At 66.4% G+C, this 21,853-nt stretch carries 24 protein-coding genes; 8 read left to right on the top strand and 16 right to left on the bottom strand.

Annotated elements, in window-relative coordinates; translation table 11 throughout:
* Positions 1–11: 11 nt before the first annotated feature.
* The gene (locus tag C1931_RS18830) at positions 12–914 is read left to right on the top strand and encodes a tyrosine-protein phosphatase (protein ID WP_108757415.1); all 903 of its coding nucleotides are present in this window, start codon (positions 12–14) and stop codon (positions 912–914) included.
* A gap of 42 nt (positions 915–956) precedes the next feature.
* Here the strand turns inward: C1931_RS18830 and C1931_RS18825 are convergent, their stop codons facing one another.
* Positions 957–2,462 (bottom strand): YifB family Mg chelatase-like AAA ATPase, encoded by a 1,506-nt coding sequence (locus tag C1931_RS18825; RefSeq protein ID WP_108757414.1) that lies wholly within the window; start codon positions 2,460–2,462, stop codon positions 957–959.
* A 348-nt stretch (positions 2,463–2,810) separates the two neighbouring features.
* On the opposite strand from C1931_RS18825, the gene C1931_RS18820 reads away from it, so the two are divergent.
* Positions 2,811–3,371: a hypothetical protein gene (locus C1931_RS18820; protein ID WP_159095521.1), complete on the top strand. Its 561-nt coding sequence runs from the start codon at positions 2,811–2,813 to the stop codon at positions 3,369–3,371.
* Positions 3,372–3,601: 230 nt separating this feature from the next.
* On the opposite strand, the gene C1931_RS18815 is transcribed toward C1931_RS18820, so the two are convergent.
* The 4 genes from C1931_RS18815 to C1931_RS18800 form a co-directional block, all read right to left on the bottom strand.
* Positions 3,602–3,952 carry a hypothetical protein gene (locus C1931_RS18815; protein WP_159095520.1) on the bottom strand — a complete coding sequence of 117 codons (351 nt, stop codon included), beginning with the start codon at positions 3,950–3,952 and terminating at the stop codon, positions 3,602–3,604.
* Between the two features lie 381 nt (positions 3,953–4,333).
* Positions 4,334–4,828, bottom strand: a complete 495-nt coding sequence (locus C1931_RS18810; RefSeq protein ID WP_108757411.1) for a cold-shock protein — start codon at positions 4,826–4,828, stop codon at positions 4,334–4,336.
* 4 nt (positions 4,829–4,832) lie between these two features.
* Positions 4,833–5,189: a hypothetical protein gene (locus C1931_RS18805; RefSeq protein ID WP_108757410.1), complete on the bottom strand. Its 357-nt coding sequence runs from the start codon at positions 5,187–5,189 to the stop codon at positions 4,833–4,835.
* Between the two features lie 490 nt (positions 5,190–5,679).
* Entirely contained in the window at positions 5,680–5,931 is a 252-nt protein-coding gene (locus C1931_RS18800) for an accessory factor UbiK family protein (protein WP_108754433.1), read from the bottom strand.
* 136 nt (positions 5,932–6,067) lie between these two features.
* Between C1931_RS18800 and C1931_RS18795 the strand changes: the two genes are divergently transcribed.
* Complete coding sequence (locus C1931_RS18795) at positions 6,068–6,406, top strand: P-II family nitrogen regulator (RefSeq protein ID WP_108751139.1); 339 nt, start codon at positions 6,068–6,070, stop codon at positions 6,404–6,406.
* 139 nt (positions 6,407–6,545) lie between these two features.
* Here the strand turns inward: C1931_RS18795 and C1931_RS18790 are convergent, their stop codons facing one another.
* From C1931_RS18790 to C1931_RS18770, 4 genes are all read right to left on the bottom strand, one after another.
* On the bottom strand, positions 6,546–7,355 hold the full coding sequence (locus C1931_RS18790; RefSeq protein WP_108757409.1) for a trypsin-like serine protease: 810 nt from the start codon (positions 7,353–7,355) through the stop codon (positions 6,546–6,548).
* Between the two features lie 365 nt (positions 7,356–7,720).
* Positions 7,721–8,665 carry an IS481 family transposase gene (locus tag C1931_RS18780; protein ID WP_108757407.1) on the bottom strand — a complete coding sequence of 315 codons (945 nt, stop codon included), beginning with the start codon at positions 8,663–8,665 and terminating at the stop codon, positions 7,721–7,723.
* Positions 8,666–8,856: 191 nt separating this feature from the next.
* The gene (locus C1931_RS18775) at positions 8,857–9,516 is read right to left on the bottom strand and encodes an RIO1 family regulatory kinase/ATPase (protein ID WP_108757406.1); all 660 of its coding nucleotides are present in this window, start codon (positions 9,514–9,516) and stop codon (positions 8,857–8,859) included.
* Positions 9,517–9,722: 206 nt separating this feature from the next.
* On the bottom strand, positions 9,723–10,649 hold the full coding sequence (locus tag C1931_RS18770) for an alpha/beta hydrolase (protein WP_159093635.1): 927 nt from the start codon (positions 10,647–10,649) through the stop codon (positions 9,723–9,725).
* 224 nt (positions 10,650–10,873) lie between these two features.
* Here C1931_RS18770 and C1931_RS18765 point away from each other — a divergent pair, with 224 nt between their 5' ends.
* Positions 10,874–11,779 carry an aspartyl/asparaginyl beta-hydroxylase domain-containing protein gene (locus tag C1931_RS18765; protein ID WP_199911456.1) on the top strand — a complete coding sequence of 302 codons (906 nt, stop codon included), beginning with the start codon at positions 10,874–10,876 and terminating at the stop codon, positions 11,777–11,779.
* Positions 11,780–11,870: 91 nt separating this feature from the next.
* On the opposite strand, the gene speE is transcribed toward C1931_RS18765, so the two are convergent.
* The gene (gene speE / locus C1931_RS18760) at positions 11,871–12,725 is read right to left on the bottom strand and encodes a polyamine aminopropyltransferase (protein ID WP_108751135.1); all 855 of its coding nucleotides are present in this window, start codon (positions 12,723–12,725) and stop codon (positions 11,871–11,873) included.
* A gap of 179 nt (positions 12,726–12,904) precedes the next feature.
* On the opposite strand from speE, the gene speA reads away from it, so the two are divergent.
* Positions 12,905–14,794, top strand: coding sequence for an arginine decarboxylase (gene speA, locus C1931_RS18755; RefSeq protein WP_108757404.1), 1,890 nt, complete (start codon positions 12,905–12,907; stop codon positions 14,792–14,794).
* A gap of 57 nt (positions 14,795–14,851) precedes the next feature.
* Positions 14,852–15,172, top strand: coding sequence for a DUF6122 family protein (locus C1931_RS18750; RefSeq protein WP_065174355.1), 321 nt, complete (start codon positions 14,852–14,854; stop codon positions 15,170–15,172).
* A 560-nt stretch (positions 15,173–15,732) separates the two neighbouring features.
* Here C1931_RS18750 and C1931_RS18745 read toward each other — a convergent pair.
* From C1931_RS18745 to C1931_RS18735, 3 genes are read right to left on the bottom strand one after another with little or no spacing between them, the layout of a single operon-like run.
* Positions 15,733–17,052, bottom strand: a complete 1,320-nt coding sequence (locus tag C1931_RS18745; RefSeq protein ID WP_108757403.1) for a sensor histidine kinase — start codon at positions 17,050–17,052, stop codon at positions 15,733–15,735.
* The gene (locus C1931_RS18740; protein WP_108757402.1) at positions 17,049–17,708 is read right to left on the bottom strand and encodes a response regulator transcription factor; all 660 of its coding nucleotides are present in this window, start codon (positions 17,706–17,708) and stop codon (positions 17,049–17,051) included. The genes C1931_RS18745 and C1931_RS18740 overlap by 4 nt, the downstream gene beginning before the upstream one ends.
* The gene (locus tag C1931_RS18735; protein WP_234412845.1) at positions 17,708–18,004 is read right to left on the bottom strand and encodes a PepSY domain-containing protein; all 297 of its coding nucleotides are present in this window, start codon (positions 18,002–18,004) and stop codon (positions 17,708–17,710) included. Before C1931_RS18735 ends, C1931_RS18740 begins: the two co-directional genes overlap by 1 nt.
* A gap of 148 nt (positions 18,005–18,152) precedes the next feature.
* Here C1931_RS18735 and C1931_RS18730 point away from each other — a divergent pair, with 148 nt between their 5' ends.
* Positions 18,153–18,587: a PepSY domain-containing protein gene (locus C1931_RS18730; protein ID WP_108757400.1), complete on the top strand. Its 435-nt coding sequence runs from the start codon at positions 18,153–18,155 to the stop codon at positions 18,585–18,587.
* Between the two features lie 274 nt (positions 18,588–18,861).
* On the opposite strand, the gene C1931_RS18725 is transcribed toward C1931_RS18730, so the two are convergent.
* The 3 genes from C1931_RS18725 to C1931_RS18715 all read right to left on the bottom strand — a co-directional run bounded on the left by C1931_RS18725 (position 18,862) and on the right by C1931_RS18715 (position 21,305).
* Positions 18,862–19,350 carry a hypothetical protein gene (locus C1931_RS18725; protein ID WP_108757399.1) on the bottom strand — a complete coding sequence of 163 codons (489 nt, stop codon included), beginning with the start codon at positions 19,348–19,350 and terminating at the stop codon, positions 18,862–18,864.
* A gap of 236 nt (positions 19,351–19,586) precedes the next feature.
* Positions 19,587–20,798, bottom strand: a complete 1,212-nt coding sequence (locus tag C1931_RS18720) for an FAD-dependent oxidoreductase (RefSeq protein WP_108757398.1) — start codon at positions 20,796–20,798, stop codon at positions 19,587–19,589.
* 12 nt (positions 20,799–20,810) lie between these two features.
* Positions 20,811–21,305: a lipocalin family protein gene (locus tag C1931_RS18715; RefSeq protein ID WP_108757809.1), complete on the bottom strand. Its 495-nt coding sequence runs from the start codon at positions 21,303–21,305 to the stop codon at positions 20,811–20,813.
* A 183-nt stretch (positions 21,306–21,488) separates the two neighbouring features.
* Between C1931_RS18715 and C1931_RS18710 the strand changes: the two genes are divergently transcribed.
* Positions 21,489–21,737: a hypothetical protein gene (locus C1931_RS18710; protein WP_108751125.1), complete on the top strand. Its 249-nt coding sequence runs from the start codon at positions 21,489–21,491 to the stop codon at positions 21,735–21,737.
* The last annotated feature ends 116 nt before the right edge of the window (positions 21,738–21,853 follow it).

Genomic DNA, 21,853 nt, shown 5'->3' with positions numbered 1-21,853 from the left:
TGGAGACCGACATGAACCGCAGCACCGAACTGACCCTGGCCCTGATGCTGGCCCTGCCGCTGGCCGCGCCTGCCTTCGCCGCCGATGCCTCGCGCCCCGTGACCGCCAGCGCCAGCGCCGCGGCGGCCTCCGCCAATGTGGCGCCCACCGCCGACGACGCGCAGCGCGTCATTCCGCTGCAAGGGGCATGGAACGTGCGCAGCTTTGCCGGCCTGCAGGGCCGCAACGGCCCGATTCCGGCCACGGCCTTCGTGCGCACCGCCGATCTGGGCCGCCTGACCGCAGCCGACCGCGACGCACTGGCCGCCGCCGGGGTGACGCTGGACATCGACCTGCGCACCGCCGACGAGCAGAGCCAGTCGCCGGACCTGCTGGCCGATGACGCGCGCTTCGCCTACCAGCGCATTTCGCTGATGGGCACCGAGAAGATGGATCTGCAGAAGATGATGACCACCTTCCCCGATTCGCTGGGCGAAGCCTATGTGCAGTGGCTGGGCCACAGCCAGCCGCAGTTCAAGCAGGTGTTCCAGCGCATTGCCGCGCAGCAGGATGGCACCGTGCTGTTCCACTGCACGGCGGGCAAGGACCGTACCGGCATCATCGCCGGCCTGCTGCTGGACCTGGCCGGTGTGCCGAAGGCGCAGATCGTGCACAACTACGCCATTTCCGCGCACTACCTGGAAGGGCAGCCGAAGGACAGCGCGATGAACGCGCAGATCAAGGCGATGCTGGAGCAGCACCCGGAGATCGCGCGCAAGATGGCTGGCATGTCCGGCACCGCGCCGCAGAACATGGAGCAGTTCCTGGCCGCGCTGCACAGCCAGTACGGCGGCGCCGAGGGCTACCTGAAGTCGATTGGCGTGAGCGCGCGGGAAATCCAGCAGTTGAGGGTGCGCTTGGGCCAAGCGGGCTGAGTGGGGTGGCGGGCGCCGGGTAGTGCCGGCGCCCGCTTGCTGTCAGCTGCTGGCCTTGCCGCGATCCAGTTGCCGGTAGCCGATGGCCTCGGCCAGATGCGCGGTCTGGATGGTCTCGCTGCCGGCCAGATCGGCAATGGTGCGCGCGACACGCAGAATGCGGTGCATCGCCCGCGCTGATAGCTGCAGTCGTTCGATGGCTTGTTCCAGCAGATCCTGGTCGGCTTCGCTCAGCCGCGTGCAGGTGCGCAGCGTGGCGGGTGGCACATGGGCATTCAGCCCGCCGCGTTCCCGCTGCTTGGCGTGGGCTGCTTCCACCCGTGCGCGTACCGTGGCGCTGGGTTCGCCCAGTGGCGTGCTCTCGCGCAGTTCCACCGCATCCAGCCGTGACACGCTGATATGCAGGTCGATGCGATCCAGCAGCGGGCCCGACACGCGCGCGCGATAGCGGGTGATGCGCTCATCGGTGCACAGGCAACGGTTACTGCGGTCGCCGGCCCAGCCACACGGGCACGGGTTCATCGCGGCCACCAGTTGGAATCGCGCGGGGTACTGCACGCTGCGCGCCGCACGCGCGATGCGGATATGACCCGATTCCAGCGGTTCGCGCAGGGTTTCCAAAGCGCTACGGTTCCACTCGGGCAGTTCGTCCAGGAACAGCACGCCGTGATGGGCCAGGGATATCTCGCCGGGGCAGGGGGGATTGCCGCCACCCACCAGCGCGGCGGCGCTGGCGCTGTGGTGCGGGGCTCGAAACGGCCGCTGCCGCCAACGCCGGGGGTCCAGGCCTTCGCCACTGACCGAGGCAATGGCAGCCAACTGCAGCGCTTCGGCCTCGTCGGTATCGGGCAGCAGGCTGGGCAGGCGCGAGGCCAGCAGGGTCTTGCCGCAGCCGGGGCTTCCGATCAGCAGCAGATGATGGCCGCCAGCGGCCGCTACTTCCAACGCGCGCCGTGCATGCGCCTGCCCACGCACGTCGGCCAGATCGGGCAGCGGCAGTGGCGTGGTGTCCACGCGCTGCACCGGTGGCAGCAGGCGCGGGTTGCTCAGGCCCGCACAGCATTCCAGCAGGGTGCGGGCCACGCGCACATCGGCATGTTCGGCCAGCGCGGCCTCGGCGGCGTTGCCGGGTGGCACCACCAGGATGCGCCCCGCTTCGGCGGCGGCAATCGCGGCAGGCAGCGCACCACTCACCGGACGCAGCTCACCGGTCAGGCCAAGCTCGCCAAGGAATTCGTACTGAAGCAGCGCTTGCGGATCGACCTGACCGCTGGCGGCCAGGATGCCCAGCGCGATGGCAAGATCGTAGCGGCCGCCTTCCTTGGGCAGATCGGCCGGGGCCAGGTTCAAGGTGATGCGCCGTTGCGGAAAGTCGAACCGCGCGCAGAGCAGGGCCGCACGCACGCGTTCGCGCGACTCGCGCACGCTGGCTTCGGCCAGGCCGACAATCTGGGTGACCGGCAGGCCGCCGGACAGATGCACTTCCACCCGCACCAGCGGCGCATCGACCCCGGCGCGGGCGCGGCTGTGGACCAGTGCCAGGCTCATGTGTGGTTTCCTGCGGGGGAGCGCTTGATGGTGGGGGAAGCGCTGGGTGGGAAACCATCGGGGATTGCGGGTGGAGGGGATAGGGGGATTCTGGGTGTCGACGGTACGGGTACCGATCGCTCGGTCTGGTCGCACCATGACAGTGGAGTCGGTGGTCCCCTTCTCCTACAGAGCCTTCAGACAGATCGTATTGCTCGGCAAAACCGAACGGAGGCCTACACGCCTGTGTCGATGTGAACTTGAAGTCGGGAGCCGCTGGTCTGACGGCAGCGGAAACTCGCAACTACTACAAGCATCTGCCACGAGGGACTATTCTTTGCCGTATTATGGAAAGGTGAGTGCCCTGGCATGAAATCCATAGCACTTTGGAGAATGAAGCGCCAAGCGAAGAGTAGTGGTCTGCGCGTCGTTGGCAACTTCTTGATCGCATTTCATACGCCGGATGTCATCTCAGGATTCGCGCTGGATCCTGCTCCATCCTCCACCTACATATGGACCTTTGTAGTTCCGACCTATGATGATTTGTCCTTCCTCCACATGTCTCTAGGTCAGCGAATTGCAAACGCGGAAGTGGATAAAGATTTCTTCTGCGGGATGCATAAGGCGCACGCCAATAACCTTGAGGTGGTGAGGACGGCGGCAGATCTGTTGGTCCATGTCGACGGCCTTGACTTCACCAGCGACTACTCGGAGTGGATAAGATACATATCCGCCATCCGGCTTGGCGATTTCGTTGCGGCAGATGCCACGCTGAAGAGACTTTTGAATTCGCCAATCTCCGATCTGGTCCAGCGTAAATTGGATGCAGTTCTTTCTTCTTTGAGGGATGGTGGCGAGTCCGGCGCACAGCATCTCCTGGGAAGTTGGTCTCGTCAGACGGCGCGCTTGGTGGGCTTTGGCGACCGTTAGGATCAAACGGCAATGAGTGGATTCGTTGCGATTGGTTTGCTGGAGTGTCTCCGAGGCGGCAAATGACGCGGGCAAGGTGCCGGCTTCCTTTGCCTGAGCCGGGCTGCGCTCTGGAATGATAGCCGTGGGGCTTTCATGGGAAGGCAAGTCATGTAGACGGTTCCGGGGAAGCACCTTCTCTTGAAAGGTCTTTGCGTGGACCGCGGGATCCAGTTGACCGTCAGTAGTGCTCATGAACGGAACTTCCCTGGTGCCCGGAAGTATTCTGAAAGCTCTCGGTCTCCCACCCACACAGTCTTTGATGCAGCACGGAACATCAATGATTCTCTCGCCGTGGCCTGTTCAACGGCCAGCGGATCGCCGCCGGCTTCGGCCGCTTTGGTTTCCTTGCCTGCGTCCAGCGCAAACATCTCGAGCGCATCCTCCAGCGCCCAGATTGCCTGCTCGATTACGGGTATGCCCGTAGACGGCTTTTCGGCTACGTGGTTCAACGCGGCCTGCAATTTTTGAATATGCTCCGGGTAGTCCTTGAGCATCTCGCGCAGCCGCTGGGGAACGGGAGGTGGTGTGGCGTTCCGCATGGCAGCTCCCTTGTGTGTTCAGGCGTTTACGTTCAGCGAAACGTACTGCTTGGGCTGAGTATATGCACGAGTGCTGAACTCCAGCCGCGACGCTGGTCACGTCGTGTGACAAGCTCACTCCGGCAGTGACGCCTACGGAGTCGGTCCCACTACTGCGTGAGAAGGTTTTGGGTGAGGGCTGTCCCCTTCGGACTTGGTGCCGAGCTGCTGACGGACTGTTGGCCGATTGCGACAGCATGGCGGGCGATGCGATTGTTCCCATCACTCCCGCCAAGCCTCTGTGCCGCTGGTTCGCAAGATGCTCAAAATGGCGCGCTTTCTGTTGGCCGAGACGGCTGGCCGGCATGATGCGATTGGTCTCCGGCATTGACGGGCACACGCCTAACCAGCCTCCAAATGCCTCCCAACCAGACAACGCTCATTCTCAGCCACCGACCCACCCGGCTCCATCCGCTTCTCGATCCATGACGGCCCCGCCCGCTCCGTCAGCAACCAGCTGTCGTTCTGATAGATCGTCATCCAACGCACGAAACTGGCGCGCAGGTTCTCGATATCCGGCGCGCGCATCTGCGCATCCCCCGGCATACGAATCACCACGTGCGAGGCCGTGCTTTCCACGTCCAACACCTGCACGCCTCTGCACAAAATCTCGAATGACACCGGACCCGCACGATCATCGCGCGCACGCAACTCAAACCCCTGTCGCCTCTTCACCGTAACGAAGGCGAGCGCATTGCTGTGCAGTTGCCGGTAGTCCACCGGCTGCAGCTTCTGGTACGACCACACCTGTTCGCTGGCCGGCGCGGGCCAGGCGGCCCACACGGTGCCGAACAGCGCGATGCAGGCCGCAACAGCGGTAAACACGTTCCTCTTCATGCGCTTACTCCCGTGGCCGCAGGCGTTCGTGGATGAACGCCGTCAGCGCGACATCGGCCATCACCAGGCCCTCCATCACGCGGTCGCCCACGTACTGATCGGGCTCGCCGTTCTGCCGCGTGCGCTCGGCGGCCAGCAGCAGTTCCTGCACGATGCGCTGGCCGGTCAGGGCGCAGTCGGCGTCGGCCAGGGCGATCTGCCGGCTGCGCAGCGGGTGGCGTTCGGGCCAGGGCTGGCCGTCGGCGGCAGCACCGGCGCCGATGCTGTGCAGCACGGCAATCAGGCTGTTGGGGTCACGCGCCGGGGTGGGCGAGGGCGCTTCCTGGATTGGGCGCGGTGGCGGGGAGTGTGGCGTGGTCATGGCTGGCTCCGTGCATGCAGGCAGAAGCCGCCACCGATAAAGGTGGCGGACGATGCGTGGCTCGAAAACCGGTTGCTGTTGAGGCCGGCGGGTACAAGACCCCCACGCACCGCCCGCCATAGCCGGCAGACGGATTGCCAGCCGGCACCACGCGCGGTGGTGCCGACTGACAAGCGTAAACAACAACAGCAAACCGGGTTTTCGACGCCCGACCACCCGTTTTCGGTGGCCCTACCAGAGTTGCCAGATGTTGTTGGAGATGCCAAGGGGATGGGGTCAAAGACGCCAAAGCCCTGGTCGCTTTCGGCATTGTGGCACAGCGTGGAATGGCGGCGAGAGCCTTGCAGGGCAGCGTTTCTGCAAGGATTGGACGTTATGTGCCGGGTTTTCCACTATGGGGTAGCTGGCTGTGGCAAATGCGACATCGACCGCGCTGCTACCGGCGGTAGCCATGGCCCAAAGTAACGGCGGCATTGCACCGCCGCCTCGTTTACTCCGCGCTGCCGCGCCCTTCCAGTTCGCGCACCGTGGCTTCAAGCGCATCCAGCTTTTCGCGGGTCTTCAACAGCACCGCACGCTGCACTTCAAACTCTTCGCGGGTAACCAGGTCCAGCTTGGCCAGGCCGGCCTGCAGCGCGCTCTTGAAGGTGGCCTGCAGTTCCTCGCGCGATTCGCGCAGGCCCGGCGGCACCAGGTCGCTCAGGCGGCGGGCAAGGTCATCCAGTTGGTTCAGGTCGATCATGGGGGTACTCCGGGGTGCGGGCGGGCCGTGCAGGCCACAAGGATACTGCCGGGCCGGTCGCCCGCACAGGCGTGGGCGGTTTCGCACCGGGCGCGTTCAGGCGCTATCCTCCACGCCGGAATACAGGAGATTGGCGATGAAGATGGTCATGGCGGTAATCAAGCCGTTCAAGCTCGACGACGTGCGCGAAGCGCTGGCCGAGCGCGGGGTGACCGGCATTACGGTAACCGAGGTGAAGGGCTTTGGTCGGCAGAAGGGCCATACCGAGCTGTACCGCGGCGCCGAGTACGTGGTCGATTTCCTGCCGAAGGTGAAGCTGGAAGTGGCCGTGACCGACGACCAGGTGGAGGCCGTGGTGGAATCGATCGTGAAGGCCGCAGGCACCGGCAAGATCGGCGACGGCAAGGTGTTCGTGTACGACCTGGGCAGCGTGGTGCGTATTCGTACGGGTGAACTGGACGCTGACGCGCTGTAAGGGGGGCCTGGGGCGTGGGCGGCTATCTGCTGCAGTCGAGCAAGCTCGACTCTACGTATCGGCGCCCGGATGCATGACTGCTCTGCCGTAGAGTCGAGCTTGCTCGACTGCTCTTTGCTTCAGTCGAGCAAGCTCGACTCTACGGGGCGGTGCGCAGCACGCGGTCGATCCAGTCGGCATAGCGCGAAATGCGCACGTTGTGCACCACCTGCCCGTAGTAGCCGGCTTCAAGCGCATGCTCGGGCACTGCGGTGATCCACGAACCCAAGCCGATCAGCTGCCAGCCATGAGCGTGGCGGATCATCAATGGCCCGCCGCTGTCACCGCTGCCGAGCACGCCTTCCAGCGGCAGGCCGCCGCCGGGGCCGTCGAATCGATACCAGAGATAACGATCATTGCCGCCGGTCACCGCGTTTTCCGCGCGGCGCAGTACGCCGCGGTGCAATCCACCCGGCGCCAGCCCGGTCATGCCGGTGCCCGTGGCGCCCTTGCCGACCAGGGTAGCGATCTTTCCCGCTTCGTCGTGCCCGCGATAGAGGCGAACCGGCGCAACGTCGCTGACCGGTGCGGCCAGCTGGATCAGGGCGATGTCATCGGAGGCGGCGAGGAAAGCATGGATGGGGCCTGGGTTGCCTGACGCCAGCGCCGCCTGGCCAAGCGCATCGGGCATGCGCCGGTACCCGGGATGCACGAACACACGCTCGACACGGTACGGGTGACCGTTGATCTGCACTTCGGCGTCCATGCCTTCCATGGGCGCGGCGTGTGCGGCGGTCACCACCCAGCGTGGCTCGATCAGGACGCCGTGGCCCTCGCCGGGCAGGTCGGCCAGGGCCGGGAATTCGGAGGCCGGTACGCGGTAGGCGCTGTCATCCACATCGCTGCGGATGACGATGGCGCCGGCGGTGAAGGGCAGGGTAGCCAGGGCGAGTAGGAGCCAGCGGCGCATGGTTCGGTGCAGTCCTGTGCATGGAAGGCGATGACCCTAGCCGGGATTGGCTGGCGCGAACACCCATGTGCGACGAAGTGCCCTTCCGGCGTGATCAACCCGGCGGAATGAGGGGTGGCGACTGCCACTCCGGTAGACGGAGTGCGCGGCGGGTGCGCTTCACGATGGCGGCGATAGCGCGATGGGATGCCGGAACGCGACGGGATGCCGGAATGCGACGGGATGTTGGAACGCGCCGGGATGTCGGAATGCGTCGGGGCGCCGGAACGCGACGGGATGTCGGAACGGGACGGGGTAGAGTCGACTGTTGGTCGACTAACGCGCGCAGCGCGGGCATTTCGGTCACGGACGGGAAGAGCAGTCGACTAACTGTGTAAACCCACTACGTTATTCAGCGGCACTCTGGAGATAGGTGGCTGGCCGCCGATCCCCATATGGGGACGGTGCCAGTTGTAGTGGTGCAGCCATTGGGTCAGCACGGAATTGCGTTGGTCCGAAGAGGCGTACTCGCAAGCGTAGGCCCACTCGCGCAAGCTGGTCTGGATGAAGCGCTCCGCCTTGCCGTTGGTGCGCGGTGTGTAGGGCTTGGTCCGGATGTGCTTGATTCCAAGGGATTTGAGCAGCTTGGCAAAGGCGGTGGAGCGATAGCAGGCGCCGTTGTCGGTCAGGATCCGCTTGAAGGTGATTCCCAAGCTGGCGTAGTACTCCAGAGCGCTCAGCAGCGCTTGGCAGGCCGTTTCTCCCTGTTCGTTGGGGTGAACGCTGCTGTAGGCGAGCCGGGAATGATCGTCGATGGCCACGTGGACGTACCCCCAGCCGCCGCCGGCAGCGTTTCCCCGGCGTTTGGCATCGGTTCTGTGCCCAGGCCTCTGGAAGTTGCCCAGTTTCTTGATATCCAGGTGCAGCAGTCCTCCGGGCTGATCGTATTCGTATCGGATGACCGCTTTGGGCGGATCCAGCCGGCACAGCCGGTTGAGGCCGTGAACACGCATCAACCGGGAAATGGTGCTGTGGCCGATCCCCAAGGCCTTGGAAATGGTCAGGTAGGTGTGCCGTTTACGGCGGCGCTCCTTGATCTGCTCGACGACCGACGCAGGCGTGGCATGCGGCGTCTGGTGCGGGCGAGAGCTGCGGTTTTCCAGCCCCGACGCCCCGAACTCCCGGAATCGGGCCAGCCACTTGTAGGCCGTACGCACACTTACGCCACACGCTTGTGCTGCCTCCTCCGGCCGCAGGCCCTCGTGGAGGATGCGACGGACAAGAAGTTCTCGACTAAACGGCGTTAAACGGGCATTTTTATGGTTGTTCATCCGGGCTCTTTGGGATCTGGAGAGGTGTGGTAACCACCATTTTCCAGAGATGTCCCGGATGAACAACGTACAGAGAGATCACAACTAACAGTCGACTCTACCCCGCCAGGCATTCCATCCCCGCCAGGCATTCCATCCCGTCAAACATTCAATGCCGCCAAGCCATCCACCCACCCGGCCGCCAAAAGCGCTTAACGCTGCTTCGCCCACTTGTAGAACCGCTTCCAGCTCTGGCGCACGGCGGACACCCAGCCCGGGTCGGCCACCAGGGCAGCCTGGGCGGCGCTCGGGGCCTGGCCGGTCACGCGCTGGCGCATCTTCAGCAGGTTCTTCATGTCGCTGCGGCTCAGCTGGCGGCTGAGCGGGTTGCGGCGCAGCCAGCGCGGTACGCGCCAGGCTGAGGTGAAATCCAGCAGCACCGGCACGCCGGCGCTCACAACTACATTCGTGCCGTGCAGGTCGTTGTGGGTGATACCGGCGGCGTGCAGGCGGCTGAGGGCGTGCTGCAGTTGTTCGAACACGTCGTTGCCCACCGCCTGGGCGGTGCTCAGGGTCTGGCCGGGAATGAATTCCATGCCCAGCGCCAGGCCACCCAGGGTGCCCAGCAGGGCCGGGGCGTGCTTCCAGCCACCCAGGCGCTGCAGCATGCGCGCTTCGCGGCGCACCATCAGGCGCGCGATCAGCGAAACCGGCGTGCCACGGTAGCGGGAATAGTCCTTCACTACGGCCGGACGGCCGTCCATGCAGGTGCGGTAGACGTCCGGGGCCAGGAAACGATCGCCGCGCTTGAGCAGCAGCGGGGCCACGGCGTCATCGCCGCAGGACGGGGAGGGGGAGGCAGAGAGGGTCATGTGCGGGGTCTCGGACGACCCGGTGGGCGGCGCTGAGCGTCAAGCGAACCGGTACGACTGGGGGGATTAGCTAAACTTTCGTTAAGTGCAATTTTAGTACCGCCGAGTTCGCTATTCCACGGTTTGTCGTAGAAATGTCGGGGTCGTGGCTGGAACAGTTCGTCGCGCAGGCTCGGACAATTCCGTCTCAGTTATCCAATATGTCTTTACCTATCAATACGTTGCAGGAACGGCAACAGCGCATCGCGCAGCTGGTCCAGCCCCGGTTGTTCCACCGGGAAGTGGCCGCAGCCGTCCAACAGCACGCGCTGCTTGGGCGCGGCCAGTCGCTGGTAGAAGCGGTCGCTGATGGCCACCGGGGTCCAGTCGTCGCAGGCCGGGTGCAGCATCAGCACGGGGCAGCGCTGGAACTGCTCGGGTTCCAGTGCCGGGGCGGTGCCGAACAGCGAGGCCAGCAGGCCGACCGGCACCCGGTTGCCGCCGCCCAGCGGATCGGTGCAGACCAGGGCAGTCAGGGCGGGGTCGCGCGACATGCGCTGCATGTGGGTGAACCAGCGCACCGGTACCCGCAGGCCACGGGTCAGCCGGCTGAGAGGCCGCAGGGTAGGCAGCAGGGCGCGCATCCACGGCTGCCGCACCAGCGCGGCCTGCACCACCGGGTCGCGCGGGTCGGCCAGCGTGGTGGCGGCAAGACCGCGCACCCACGGCGATTCGGCCGCCACCAGATACGCCAGATAGCCGCCGATGCTGGCGCCCAGCAGTGCGATCGGGCGCGCGCGCTGGGTGTGCTCGGCGTCGATCAGCGCCAGCAGGGCGCGCTTCCAGGCCGCGTAGTCCACCTGTGCCCAGTGCGCCGGGCTCAAGCCGTAGCCGGGCAGATCCGGCGCCAGCACTTCATGGCCGGCGTCGGCCAGTGCGGCGGCCAGCGGCGCGAACATGCGGCCATAGCCGCCGGCGCCATGTACCAGCACCACCGTCAGCGGCGCCTGGCGCGGGCCGTGACGGTCCAGGCGCAGCGTGCCACCGGCCCAGCGGAAGGCTTCCCTGCGCGGTGTGGCAGTCGGCTGGCCGGGGAAGAAATCCGCGTAGCGGGCACTCAGGGCGGGGTAATCGGGGGGCGCAACGGCAGGCATGCGGGAAGTGTAGGCCAGCCGTTCAGCCACGTGATGCTGAACCGGACGCACGGGCAACTTGACCACGGCCCACCGGCTGCCGACCATAAGCTGTTAATCCGCGACATCGGCGGCCGCTCCCACCCGGCACGTCACCGTCCCCTGCCGCGTCCCCAACCTGGTGCTGGCCGCGCGGCCGCATCGTTCGTTTCCCTGTCCGGCACCCGCTGGAGGAAAGTGTTTTGATCATCAAGATTGTCCTGGCAGCGCTGTTCGTGGCCTGCGTGCTGTACATCCATTTCCGCGGCAAGGTCCGCGCGCGCTGGTCGCGCCAGTTGCTGGACCATTCCAGCTTCATGGCCCCGATCAACGTGATCATGTACCTGTTCTCGAAGGTGCCGACCACGCCGTTCCTGGACCCGGGCAAGGAGCTGCCGCAGCTGGAACCGCTGCGCCAGAACTGGCAGGTGATCCGCGATGAGGCGCTGGCGCTGCGCGATGCGCAGAAGATCGCCGCCTCCAGCAGCTACAACGATGCCGGCTTCAATTCGTTCTTCCGCCGTGGCTGGAAGCGCTTCTACCTGAAGTGGTACGGCCCGTCGCACCCGTCGGCCAAGGCCATGTGCCCGAAGACCGTGGCGCTGATCGAATCGATTCCCGATGTGCGTGCGGCGATGTTCGCGCAGCTGCCGCCGGGCAGCGAACTGCGCCCGCACCGCGACCCGTTCGCCGGTTCGCTGCGCCTGCACCTGGGCCTGAGCACACCCAACGACGATGGCTGCTACATCGTGGTGGACGGGGTGAAGAAGAGCTGGCGCGATGGCGAGTGGATGATGTTCGACGAGACCTACATCCACCATGCGCACAACGAGACCGACCAGGACCGCGTGATTCTGTTCTGCGATATCGCCCGCCCGCTGCGCTTCGGCCTGCCGGGCCTGTTCAACCGCGCCGTGGCGGCTACCCTGCTGGCCGGCGGTGCATCGCCGAACCTGCCCGGCGACCCGACCGGTGGCGTGAACAAGGCCTTCGGTGGCCTGTACAAGGTGCGCCTGAAGGCCAAGGCACTGCGCGAACGCAGCGTGGTGGCCTACCAGGTAATCAAGTGGGGCCTGGTGGTGGCGGTGATTGCCGGTATCTGGGCGATCTGACCGCCGGTTTCACGGAAACGAAAAACCCGCGCTGTCGCCAGCGCGGGTTTTTTGTTGGGTAGGTGCCAACCTTGGTTGGCACGCTTTCCAATCAACCCTTCAGTGCGGCCTGCACGAACGGCGGGGTCACCAGCACGCCGGTGTGCAGCGCGGCGGTGTAGTACAGGGTGTTGAAGGTCTTGGCGGCCGAATCGGCCTGGCGGAAGTCGAAGCCACTCTCGCCCTTGCGGGCCATGGTCACGCTCCACCAGCCGGTGGGGTAGCACGGCTGCGGGAACGGCAGGGTCTTGAACGAGCCGAAGCCGGCCTTGCCCATTTCCGTGCGCATTTCGTTGATCAGCTCCAGCTGCATCAGCGGCGATTCGGACTGCTGCACCAGGATGCCGTCGTCCTTCAGGGCCTTGAAGCAGCTTTCGTAGAAGGCCTTGTTGAACAGACCTTCGCCCGGGCCCACCGGGTCGGTGGAATCGACGATCACCACGTCCACGCTGCCGGCCGGGCAGTTGGCCATGTAGGCCACGCCGTCGTCGAACAGCAGTTCGGCACGGGCGTCATCGTTGGAATCGCACAGTTCCGGGAAGTGCTTGCGCGCCATCACGGTGACCTGCTCGTCGATATCGCACTGGGTCACGCTCTCCACGCCGCTGTGCTTGAGCACTTCGCGCAGGGTGCCGCAGTCGCCGCCACCGATGATGACCACGCGCTTGGGCGCGGCGTGGGTGAACAGCACCGGGTGGCTGATCATCTCGTGGTAGAAGAAATTGTCCTTGCTGGTCAGCATGATGGCCCCGTCGATGGTCATCAGGTTGCCCCAGTCGGTGGTCTGGAAGATTTCGATCTTCTGGAACGGCGACTGCACTTCGTCCAGCTTGCCGGTGATGCGGTAGCCGATGGCCGAGCCAGTGCGTTCGAAGTGTTCGATGTACCAGTTGCTGCTGTCAGTCATGGAGATACGGTCCTGTTCGGAGGGGATGGAGCCGGGCTGACGGCGGGGTGCCTCGCTTCCGGACGGATCGGCCCGTTCAGGTTCAGACCTGCCACGGGCGCGGGCGCGCATGATAACGAACCTGTGGGCATATAGGCGTTATCATGCCCCCCCTTTTATTGCCAACAAGGCCGACTGCAATGACCGATTGGTCCCTCGACCAAGCCCGCAAGACCTACTCGATCCCGCATTGGGCGGATGGTTACTTCGATGTGGATCAGGCCGGGCACATGGTGGTGAGACCGACCGGGGCGGACGGCCCGGTGGTATCGCTGCCCAAGGTGGTGGACGCCGCGCGTGAAGGCGGCGCCAAGCTGCCGCTGCTGGTGCGCTTCCCGGACATCCTGGGCCAGCGCCTGGGCAAGCTGCAGGCGGCCTTCGCCCAGGCCCAGCAGGACTGGGACTACACCGGCGGCTACACCGCCGTGTACCCGATCAAGGTGAACCAGCACCGCGGCGTGGCCGGTACCCTGGCCAGCCACCACGGTGAAGGCTTCGGCCTGGAAGCGGGCAGCAAGCCCGAACTGATGGCCGTGCTGGCGCTGTCGCGCCCGGGTGGCCTGATCGTCTGCAACGGCTACAAGGACCGCGAGTACATCCGCCTGGCTCTGATCGGCCGCAAGCTGGGCCTGCAGACCTTCATCGTGATCGAGAAGCCGTCCGAGCTGAAGCTGGTGCTGGAGGAATCCAAGGCACTGGACGTGAAGCCGGGCCTGGGCGTGCGCATGCGCCTGGCCTCGCTGGGCGCCGGCAAGTGGCAGAACAGCGGTGGCGACAAGGCCAAGTTCGGCCTGTCCCCGCGCCAGCTGCTGGACCTGTGGAAGTCGCTGCGCGATACCGAATACGCCGACTGCCTGAGCCTGCTGCACTTCCACATGGGCTCGCAGATTTCCAACGTGCGCGACATCGCCAACGGCATGCGCGAAGCCACCCGCTACTTCGTCGAGCTGTCGCAGCTGGGCGCGAAGATCACCCACGTGGACGTGGGTGGCGGCCTGGGCGTGGATTACGAAGGCACCCGTTCGCGCAGCTTCTGCTCGATCAACTACGGCCTGCATTCCTACGCCAGCAACATCGTGCAGCCGCTGGCCAATGCCTGCGAAGAACACGGCCTGACCCCGCCGCGCATCGTGACCGAGTGCGGCCGCGCGATGACCGCGCACCACGCGGTGCTGATCGCCAACGTGTCTGAAGTGGAGCAGGCGCAGGAAGGCCGCGTGCCCGACGCACACGACGACGAGCCGGCCTCGATCCGCCACCTGCGCGAGATCCACGAGGAACTGGACGTGCGCCCGGCGGTGGAACTGTTCCAGGAAGCGCAGCATTTCCATGCCGAAGGCCTGGCCAGCTACGCGCTGGGCCAGATCGACCTGCCGCAGCGTGCGCGCATCGACGATCTGTTCTACGCCATCGCCCATGGCGTGCGTGCGCGCCTGAGCTACGACGAAAAGAGCCATCGCCCGGCGCTGGATGAACTGAACGAGCGGCTGGTGGACAAGTACTTCGTCAACTTCAGCGTGTTCGAATCGATTCCCGATGCCTGGGCGATCGACCAGGTGTTCCCGATCGTGCCGATCGAGCGCCTGGACGAAACCCCGGACCGCCGCGGCATCATCGCCGACATGACCTGCGATTCGGACGGCATGGTGAAGACCTATGTTGAGAACGAAAGCCTGGACACCTCGCTGCCGCTGCACGCGATCAAGCACGGCGAAAGCTATCGCATCGGTTTCTTCATGGTGGGTGCCTACCAGGAAATCCTGGGCGACATCCACAACCTGTTCGGCGATACCGACGCGGTGGAAGTGGTGGCCGATGCCGATGGCTACGCGATCACCCAGCAGCGCCGCGGTGATACCACCGACGTGATGCTGGACTACGTCGGCTACAAGCTGGACGACCTGCGTGCGGCCTACGCCCAGCGCGTGGCTGCGGCCGATCTGTCGCCGGAGCGTGCGCAGGAACTGTCCGAAGCGCTGGAAGCGGGCCTGACCGGCTACACCTACCTGTCCGACGAACCGCTGGTCTGATGTTCACGGGAACGCCGGGCCTGGCCCGGCGCTACCGGTCTTGATGAGCCTCGCCGGATGAGCGCGCGCGCGATCTTCCACCTGTTCCTGCATGCCGCCGTGCCAGCCCTGCTGGCATGGCTGTTCTGGCGCAAGCGCTTCGCCTCGGCGTGGCTGTTGATGCTGCTGGGCTGGATCATTGATCTGGACCATCTGTTGGCCGACCCGATCTACGCGCCGAACCGCTGCAGCATTGGTTTCCACCCGCTGCACACTGCACCGGCCATTGCGGTGTATGCCGGGCTGTGCGTGCCGAAGAAAACCCGGCTGGTGGGTATCGGGTTGGTGATCCACATCGTGCTGGACGCCATTGATTGCTGGTGGATGCACCACCGCTGACGGCCAACGCGGTTCCATGCGTTGGCGGGGCCGTCGCATTGCCTTGGTAGATGCCGACCTTGGTCGGCATGGCGTGGCCGGGACCGTTGGATTGCTTTGGTAGATGCCGACCTTGGTCGGCATGGCGTGTCGACCAAGGTCGACACCTACCGGTCGTGGCCGGGCCGTTGCGCTGCTTTGGTAGATGCCGACCTTGGTCGGCATGGTATGTCGACCAAGGTCGACACCTACCGGTCGTGGCGGGGCCGTTGCATTGCTTTGGTAGATGCCGACCTTGGTCGGCATGGCGTGGCCGGGACCGTTGGATTGCTTTGGTAGATGCCGACCTTGGTCGGCATGGTGTGTCGACCAAGGTCGACACCAACCGGTCGTGGGCCGGGCCGTTGCGCTGCTTTGGTAGATGCCGACCTTGGTCGGCATGGCGTGTCGACCAAGGTCGACACCTACCGGGCGTGGGCCGGGCCGTTGCGCTGCTTTGGTAGATGCCGACCTTGGTCGGCATGGTGTGTCGACCAAGGTCGACACCTACCGGTCGTGGGCGGGGTAGGCGCAGCGGGGTGTTACCCCGCCGGCAACCACAACGTGGCCCGCAACCCCGGCTGTGCGTTCTGCAACGCCAATCGCCCGCCATAACTGGCGGCAATATCGCCCACGATCGCCAGCCCCAGGCCGCTGCTGCCGGCGCGCTCATCCAGGCGCACGCCGCGCTCGGTCACCCGCGCCAGCGCCTCGGCGGTCAAGCCCGGGCCGTCGTCGCGTACGTCGATGCGCAGCTGCCCGTCTTCGGCCACCGCGGTAACGCGCACCTGCTGCGTGGCCCACTTGCCCGCGTTGTCCAGCAGGTTGCCCAGCATTTCTTCCAGGTCTTCGCCCGCTCCTGCGAAGCGCAGTGCCGGTGCCATCGCCTCTGCAACGAAGGTCACCCCACGGTCCCCGTGTACGCGCGCCATCAGGCCGCACAGCGCCTGCGCCGCCGGTTCCACCTCGGTGCGTTGGCGGTGGTCGGCACTGATGCCCGCGGCCAGGTAGCGGTCCACGCTGGCCTGCATGCGTGCGCCCTGTTCGCGCAGGGTGCGGCGCCAGTCGTGGCCGTCGCCGTCCGCTTCGGCTGCCAGCACGCTCAGCGGTGTCTTCAGTGCGTGCGCCAGATCCTGCGCGCTGGTGCGCGCGCGCGCCACCATGCGTTGCTGGTGGTCCAGCAGGGTGTTCAGTTCTTCGCCCAGCGGCGCGATCTCCGCACCCAGGCCGGTGGTATCGATCTGCTGCGCCTGGCCGCGGCGCACGCGTTCCAGTTGCGCGCCCAGCCGCTGCAGCGGGCGCAGGCCGAAGTGCACTTGGCTGGCCAGCACGGCCAGCCACGCCGCCACCAGGATGGCCAGTGCGATGGCCGTGCGCTGGCGGAAGGTCGCCACGTCGGCGTCCAGTGCGCTGCGATCGGTGGCCACCACGGCCAGGTACGGGCCACTGGCGCGCGGCAGCCGCACCTGCTGCACGCGTGCGCGCAGCGACTGCTGCAACGGCCCGGGCAGGTCGCGCGTGGCCGGGCCGTTGCCGGCAACCGGCAGCGTTTCGTCCCACAGCGAGCGCGACTGCAGCAGCACCGTGCCGGCTTCATCGGCCACCTGCCAGTAGGCGCCGGAAAACACCCGCTGGAAGCGCGCATCGTTGGGTTCCTGGCGCAGGTGCAGTTGGCCGTCGGCGCCGATTTCTGCCTGCGCCAGCAGGGTCAGCATGTCCTGCTGCAGTTCCTGGTCCAGCCGGTCGCGCGCGCTGCGCTGGTACAGCTCGCCCAGCAGCGCGCTGGCCAGCACCGACACCAGCAGCAGGCCCACGCCGCCGGCCAGCAGCAGGCGGCGGCGCAGCGAGGGCTGCGCGCTCACGGCGGGGCCAGCCGCCAGCCCTGGCCGCGCACGGTCTGGATCAAATCCACCCCCAGCTTGCGCCGCACCCGGCCCAGCAGCACGTCCAGCGCGTTGGAATCGGGGTCCAGCCCGCCGTCGAACACGTGTTCGCCCAGGCGGTCGCGGCCGATCACCTGGCCGCTGTGGTGGATGAAGCAGCTCAGCAGACGGAATTCCTGCGGGCTCAGCGCCAGCGCCTCACCGTCCAGCTCGAAGCGCCCGGCATTGACGTCCAGCTGCAGCGGGCCGCACTGCAGGCGCGGGCTGGCGTGGCCGTGGCTGCGGCGGATCAGCGCCCGCAGGCGCAGGATCAGTTCGTCGGCCTGGAAGGGTTTGGTCAGGTAGTCGTCGGCACCGGCGTCGAACCCGGCCAGCTTGTCGTGCCAGCGCCCGCGCGCGGTCAGCACCAGCACCGGAAACGCGCGGCCGTTGCTGCGCCAGCGTTCGATCACGCTCAGACCGTCCAGGCCGGGCAGGCCCAGATCGACGATGGCGGCCTGCAGATCTTCGATCTGCCCGATATCTTCGGCCTGGCGGCCATCGGCCACCACCTGCACCACGTAGCCGGCCTGTTCCAGCAGCGGCTGCAGGCGGTGTGCCAGGGCCTCATCGTCCTCGGCCAGCAGGATGCGCATCAGTCGTCCAGCTCCGTCTTCAGCAGCTTGCCGGTGCGCGCATCATAGTCCAGCTCCACCACCACGCCGTCGGCACGCAGGATCTCGACTTCGTACACGCCGTCGTCCAGCTCCACTTCCAGCAGTTGCCCGGCGTGGCGTTTCAGTGCATCACGCACCACGCTCTCCAGCGGCACATAGCGGCCCTGCTGCACCGCGCGGCGCGCCACCTGCTGTTCCGGGTCCTGGCTGTGCCCGGCGGCAACGGGGGCGCTGGCCAGGGCCAGCAGCAGGGACAGGGCAGGGAAGACGTTCACGGCGTGATGCGATGGATGGAGAACGGGAGATGGCGCGAGTGTGCCAGCGCTGGCTAACCATCGACTAACAGGCGCGGCTAAGGGCCTGTTAGGCGGCGTGGGCAAGCTGGTGTTGCCGGGCTGGTCCGGCCCCAACAGGAGAACCCCCATGCTGAAGTCCCTCGCCCTGGCCACCGTGGCCGCACTCGCCCTGGCCCCCGCCGCACAGGCCGCCCCGCTGGGCATCGCCCAAGTGGAACAGACCCTGCGCAAGGCCGGCTACACCCAGATTCACGAGATCGAGCGCGATGACGGCCTGTGGGAGGCCGACGTCAGCCGCGCCGATGGCCGTTTCAGCGAGGTCTACGTGGACCCCAAGACCGGTGAGATCTTCGATGAGCACAACGGCCGCGCGCTGCTGGGCACCGAACAGGTGCTGGCCAAGGCGCAGGCGCAGGGCCTGCGCGAGATCCATTCGCTGGAACGTGATGGCGCGACCTGGTCGCTGGAAGCGCGCAATGCCCGCAACCAGAAGGTGGAAGTGCGCATGAGCGGTTACGACGGCCGCATCCTGCACAGCGAGCGCGACGGCTGGCTGGATTGACGCCGGGTAGCGCCGGGCCATGCCCGGCGACCAAAGCGTGTCGACCCAGGTCGACACCTACCGGGCAATCGGCTTTGGTAGCTGCCGACCTTGGTCGGCAGAGCGTGTCGACCCAGGTCGACACCTACCGGGCAATCGGCTTTGGTAGCTGCCGACCTTGGTCGGCAGAGCGTGTCGACCAAGGTTGACACCTACCGGGCAATCGGCTTTGGTAGCTGCCGACCTTGGTCGGCAGAGCGTGTCGACCCAGGTCGACACCTACCGGGTCATTGGCTTACCAGCCGTACGGCGGCGGGTAATCCCAATACCCCGGACCGCCGCCGTAGTAACCGCCACCGTAGGGCCCAAAGTACCCCGGGCCCTTGCCTTCGCTCACGTGGATGTTGACGTTGACCCCGCGGGTCTTGCCCTCATCGGTGGTGTAGTTCTTGCTCAGGTTCAGGGTAGCGGCGTTGTAGTGGCTGTTGCCGGTGTTCTTCGAATAGCCGATGCCGGTGGTGAAGCTGCCGGAGACCTTTAGCTTGTCGTCCTGCACGTCGGCGATCTTTGCATCGTCACGCACGCGCGGGCCGCTCTTGTCACCGTAGTAGGTGCCGGGCGGGTCCTGCGGCAGGGACGGGTCGTTCAGGTAGCGCATCGGCGCCTGCGGCACCGACAGGTCCAGGCCGTTGGACTGCGGCGCGGTGGCACCGGCGGCGGACTGGGCAAGCGCGGCGCCCGGTAAGGCGGCCAGGCACAGCAGCAGGGACAGGGGGCGGATCATCACGACGCTCCAACGCAAGGGGCCGCGCAACACGCGGCGGTACAGGCCGACGCTAGCAGGCGTTGCTTGAATGATGCCTGTAGCCGGCCCGTAGAGTCGAGCTTGCTCGACTGCCGCTCTGCCGCCCTTGTAGAGTCGAGCTTGCTCGACTGCCGTTGGCAGAAGCAGTCGAGCAAGCTCGACTCTACCGGGCCTCAGGCGCAGTCGAGCAAGCTCGACTCTACGCAAGGCGGGCGTCACGCCCGCCGTTCAAACCCGAACAGGCCCTGCAGCGGGTGCCGCCGCCGCTCCAGGCCGGCGCGCAGCAACCCGGCGCCGATCATCGAATAGGTAATGCCGTTACCACCGTAGGCCATGGCGAAATGCACCCGTGGCCCCCACTGCGCGTGCGGGCCGAAGAACGGCAGGCCGTCGGCGGTCTCGGCAAAGGTGCCCGCCCACGAGAACGCCGGGGTGGGCTGCAACTGCGGGAACCAGTGCAGCAGCTGCTTCATCAGCTGCTTGGCCTTGCCCTGCACGCGGCGGTCGCGGCGCGCAGGCACGTCGATGGCATCGTCCATCCCGCCCACCAGCAGGCGCCCTTCGCCGGTGGCGCGCAGGTACAGATACGGCCGCGCGCTTTCCCACACCATGGTCTGCTGCAGGGGACCCAGCAGCTGCGCATCGATGGGGTCGGTGATGAAGGCGTAGCTGCTGCGGTTGCGGGCCACACGTGGCTTCAGCCAGTGCTGGGTGGCGTAGCCCATGGCCAGCACCACATGACGCGCCTTGATGACCGCGCCGGCGGCGGTGCGTGCGGTCACGCCGCGTGGGCCGGGCTGCAGGGCCTCCAGCACGGTGCGGTCGTACACACCGCAGCCGCGCCGCTGCAGGCGCTGCAGCAGCCCATAGGTCAGCGCGTAGGGGTCCACGCGCGCGGCCTGCCGGGTCAGCAAGGCGCCGCCGGCGTCCACGCCAAAGCGTTCGCGCAGGCGCTGCGGGGTCTGCCAGCGCGCATCCAGGCCGGCGCGGCGGCGTGCATCGCCCTCGGCCATCAGGCGCGGTACGTCGCGGCTGCGGCTGGCCAGGTACAGGCTGTCCATGCGCTGGAAATCCACGCCACGCAGGCCGCGGGCGGCGTCGCGCAGGGCAGGCAGCGCTTCGGCACAGGCCCGGTAGGCCAGGGTGGCCGCGTCCGCACCGTACTGCTCGGCCAGTTCCAGCAGATGGGTATCGATCTCGTACTGCAGCAGCGCGGTGCTGGCCGAGGTGCTGCCCCAGCCGATGTCGCGCTGCTCGATCACGGCCACATCGTGGCCATGGCCGCACAATTCATCGGCGATCAGCGCACCGGTCACACCGCCGCCCACCACCAGCACATCGCACTGCAGGTCCTGTTGCAGCGGCGGGAACGCATGCAGCAGACCGTTGCGCACCGCCCACCACGGGTAGCCACTTTTCAGGTCCATGGGGGCAGGGGCTCAGGCAGTGGGGTGGCCGGTGTGCGGGGTGTGGATCAGTTCGGACAGATCGAAGCCCTGCTGCTGCGCGGTGGCCAGATAATGGTCGCGCACGGTGGCATCGAGCTGCGGCTGCCGGGACAGCAGCCACAGGTAGTTGCGGTCGGGGCTGCCGACCAGGGCCACGCTGTAGTCCGGGGCGACCTGGATCACCCAGTAGTCGCCCTTGGCGAACGGCAGCCAGCGCAGCCCCTTGGGCAGGAAGCTGACTTCCAGGCGCGCGCTGTCGTTGTCCACGGCGCTGGCTTCACCGGTGGCTTCCTCTACTTCGCCGTCCATGCGGCAGCGGTTTGTCACGCCCACGTTGCCGTTGTCCAGCAGCCGGTAGTGCGCCGAGACATCGGTGCAGCCCTCGGGTTCGTGGCGCATGGGCAGGCGGGCGATCTCGTACCAGGTGCCCAGGTAGCGGGGCAGCTTGAGGTCGGTAACGGTCTTCAGCGGCGGCAGGTCGGTCATGGTCGTGCGGGGTTGCGGGCGGTTCCCCACCTTGCCCACGCGGCTGCCATGGCCGGGTGAAGCCCGGGCGAGGGTGGTGTCCAGAACATTGCGTCGCCGTGGCGGTGCAGGTGCGGTGCCGGTCGCGGCGGTATGCTGCGGCCAGCGCCGGGTTTTTCCGATTCCAAGGCAGTGGAGGTGCCGATGTACCAGGTGATTCTGTTGAAGAGTGAAACCGCGTTCGCGCGCGAGCAGTGGCCGCAGGTCGATGATCTGGTGGACTACCAGGGCGTGAGCTACAGCCTGCGTGCGGGCCCAAGGCAGCCGCTGCCCACCGACCACCCCTGGCACCCGATCGCGGTGTATGCGCCGGATGAGATTACCGAGGAAGAATTCCAGGACTGGTATGCCGCGCAGCAGCCACAGGTGGAAGAGCTGCGGTTGAAGTACTGAAGGCGCGGGCGCCCGGCCCGGGCTGCGGGTTGCGGTAGAGTCAAGCTTGCTCGACTGCTCTTCGCGCGGTGCCGAACATTCCGACAGTCGAGCAAGCTCGACTCTACGACAGAGCG

The organism is Stenotrophomonas sp. YAU14A_MKIMI4_1 (assembly GCF_003086855.1).
Lineage (GTDB): Bacteria > Pseudomonadota > Gammaproteobacteria > Xanthomonadales > Xanthomonadaceae > Stenotrophomonas.
Note: the sequence above shows the minus strand (reverse complement) of the source record. Positions and strands in the feature narration are given on the sequence as shown.

What these genes read in the sequence shown, in the direction of transcription:
- C1931_RS18830 (WP_108757415.1), top strand. Translation starts at nt 12, where the DNA reads ATGAACCGCAGCACCGAACTGACCCTGGCCCTGATGCTGGCCCTGCCG.
- C1931_RS18825 (WP_108757414.1), bottom strand. Translation starts at nt 2,462, where the DNA reads ATGAGCCTGGCACTGGTCCACAGCCGCGCCCGCGCCGGGGTCGATGCG.
- C1931_RS18820 (WP_159095521.1), top strand. Translation starts at nt 2,811, where the DNA reads ATGAAATCCATAGCACTTTGGAGAATGAAGCGCCAAGCGAAGAGTAGT.
- C1931_RS18815 (WP_159095520.1), bottom strand. Translation starts at nt 3,952, where the DNA reads ATGCGGAACGCCACACCACCTCCCGTTCCCCAGCGGCTGCGCGAGATG.
- C1931_RS18810 (WP_108757411.1), bottom strand. Translation starts at nt 4,828, where the DNA reads ATGAAGAGGAACGTGTTTACCGCTGTTGCGGCCTGCATCGCGCTGTTC.
- C1931_RS18805 (WP_108757410.1), bottom strand. Translation starts at nt 5,189, where the DNA reads ATGACCACGCCACACTCCCCGCCACCGCGCCCAATCCAGGAAGCGCCC.
- C1931_RS18800 (WP_108754433.1), bottom strand. Translation starts at nt 5,931, where the DNA reads ATGATCGACCTGAACCAACTGGATGACCTTGCCCGCCGCCTGAGCGAC.
- C1931_RS18795 (WP_108751139.1), top strand. Translation starts at nt 6,068, where the DNA reads ATGAAGATGGTCATGGCGGTAATCAAGCCGTTCAAGCTCGACGACGTG.
- C1931_RS18790 (WP_108757409.1), bottom strand. Translation starts at nt 7,355, where the DNA reads ATGCGCCGCTGGCTCCTACTCGCCCTGGCTACCCTGCCCTTCACCGCC.
- C1931_RS18780 (WP_108757407.1), bottom strand. Translation starts at nt 8,665, where the DNA reads ATGAACAACCATAAAAATGCCCGTTTAACGCCGTTTAGTCGAGAACTT.
- C1931_RS18775 (WP_108757406.1), bottom strand. Translation starts at nt 9,516, where the DNA reads ATGACCCTCTCTGCCTCCCCCTCCCCGTCCTGCGGCGATGACGCCGTG.
- C1931_RS18770 (WP_159093635.1), bottom strand. Translation starts at nt 10,649, where the DNA reads ATGCCTGCCGTTGCGCCCCCCGATTACCCCGCCCTGAGTGCCCGCTAC.
- speE (WP_108751135.1), bottom strand. Translation starts at nt 12,725, where the DNA reads ATGACTGACAGCAGCAACTGGTACATCGAACACTTCGAACGCACTGGC.
- speA (WP_108757404.1), top strand. Translation starts at nt 12,905, where the DNA reads ATGACCGATTGGTCCCTCGACCAAGCCCGCAAGACCTACTCGATCCCG.
- C1931_RS18750 (WP_065174355.1), top strand. Translation starts at nt 14,852, where the DNA reads ATGAGCGCGCGCGCGATCTTCCACCTGTTCCTGCATGCCGCCGTGCCA.
- C1931_RS18740 (WP_108757402.1), bottom strand. Translation starts at nt 17,708, where the DNA reads ATGCGCATCCTGCTGGCCGAGGACGATGAGGCCCTGGCACACCGCCTG.
- C1931_RS18730 (WP_108757400.1), top strand. Translation starts at nt 18,153, where the DNA reads ATGCTGAAGTCCCTCGCCCTGGCCACCGTGGCCGCACTCGCCCTGGCC.
- C1931_RS18725 (WP_108757399.1), bottom strand. Translation starts at nt 19,350, where the DNA reads ATGATCCGCCCCCTGTCCCTGCTGCTGTGCCTGGCCGCCTTACCGGGC.
- C1931_RS18720 (WP_108757398.1), bottom strand. Translation starts at nt 20,798, where the DNA reads ATGGACCTGAAAAGTGGCTACCCGTGGTGGGCGGTGCGCAACGGTCTG.
- C1931_RS18715 (WP_108757809.1), bottom strand. Translation starts at nt 21,305, where the DNA reads ATGACCGACCTGCCGCCGCTGAAGACCGTTACCGACCTCAAGCTGCCC.
- C1931_RS18710 (WP_108751125.1), top strand. Translation starts at nt 21,489, where the DNA reads ATGTACCAGGTGATTCTGTTGAAGAGTGAAACCGCGTTCGCGCGCGAG.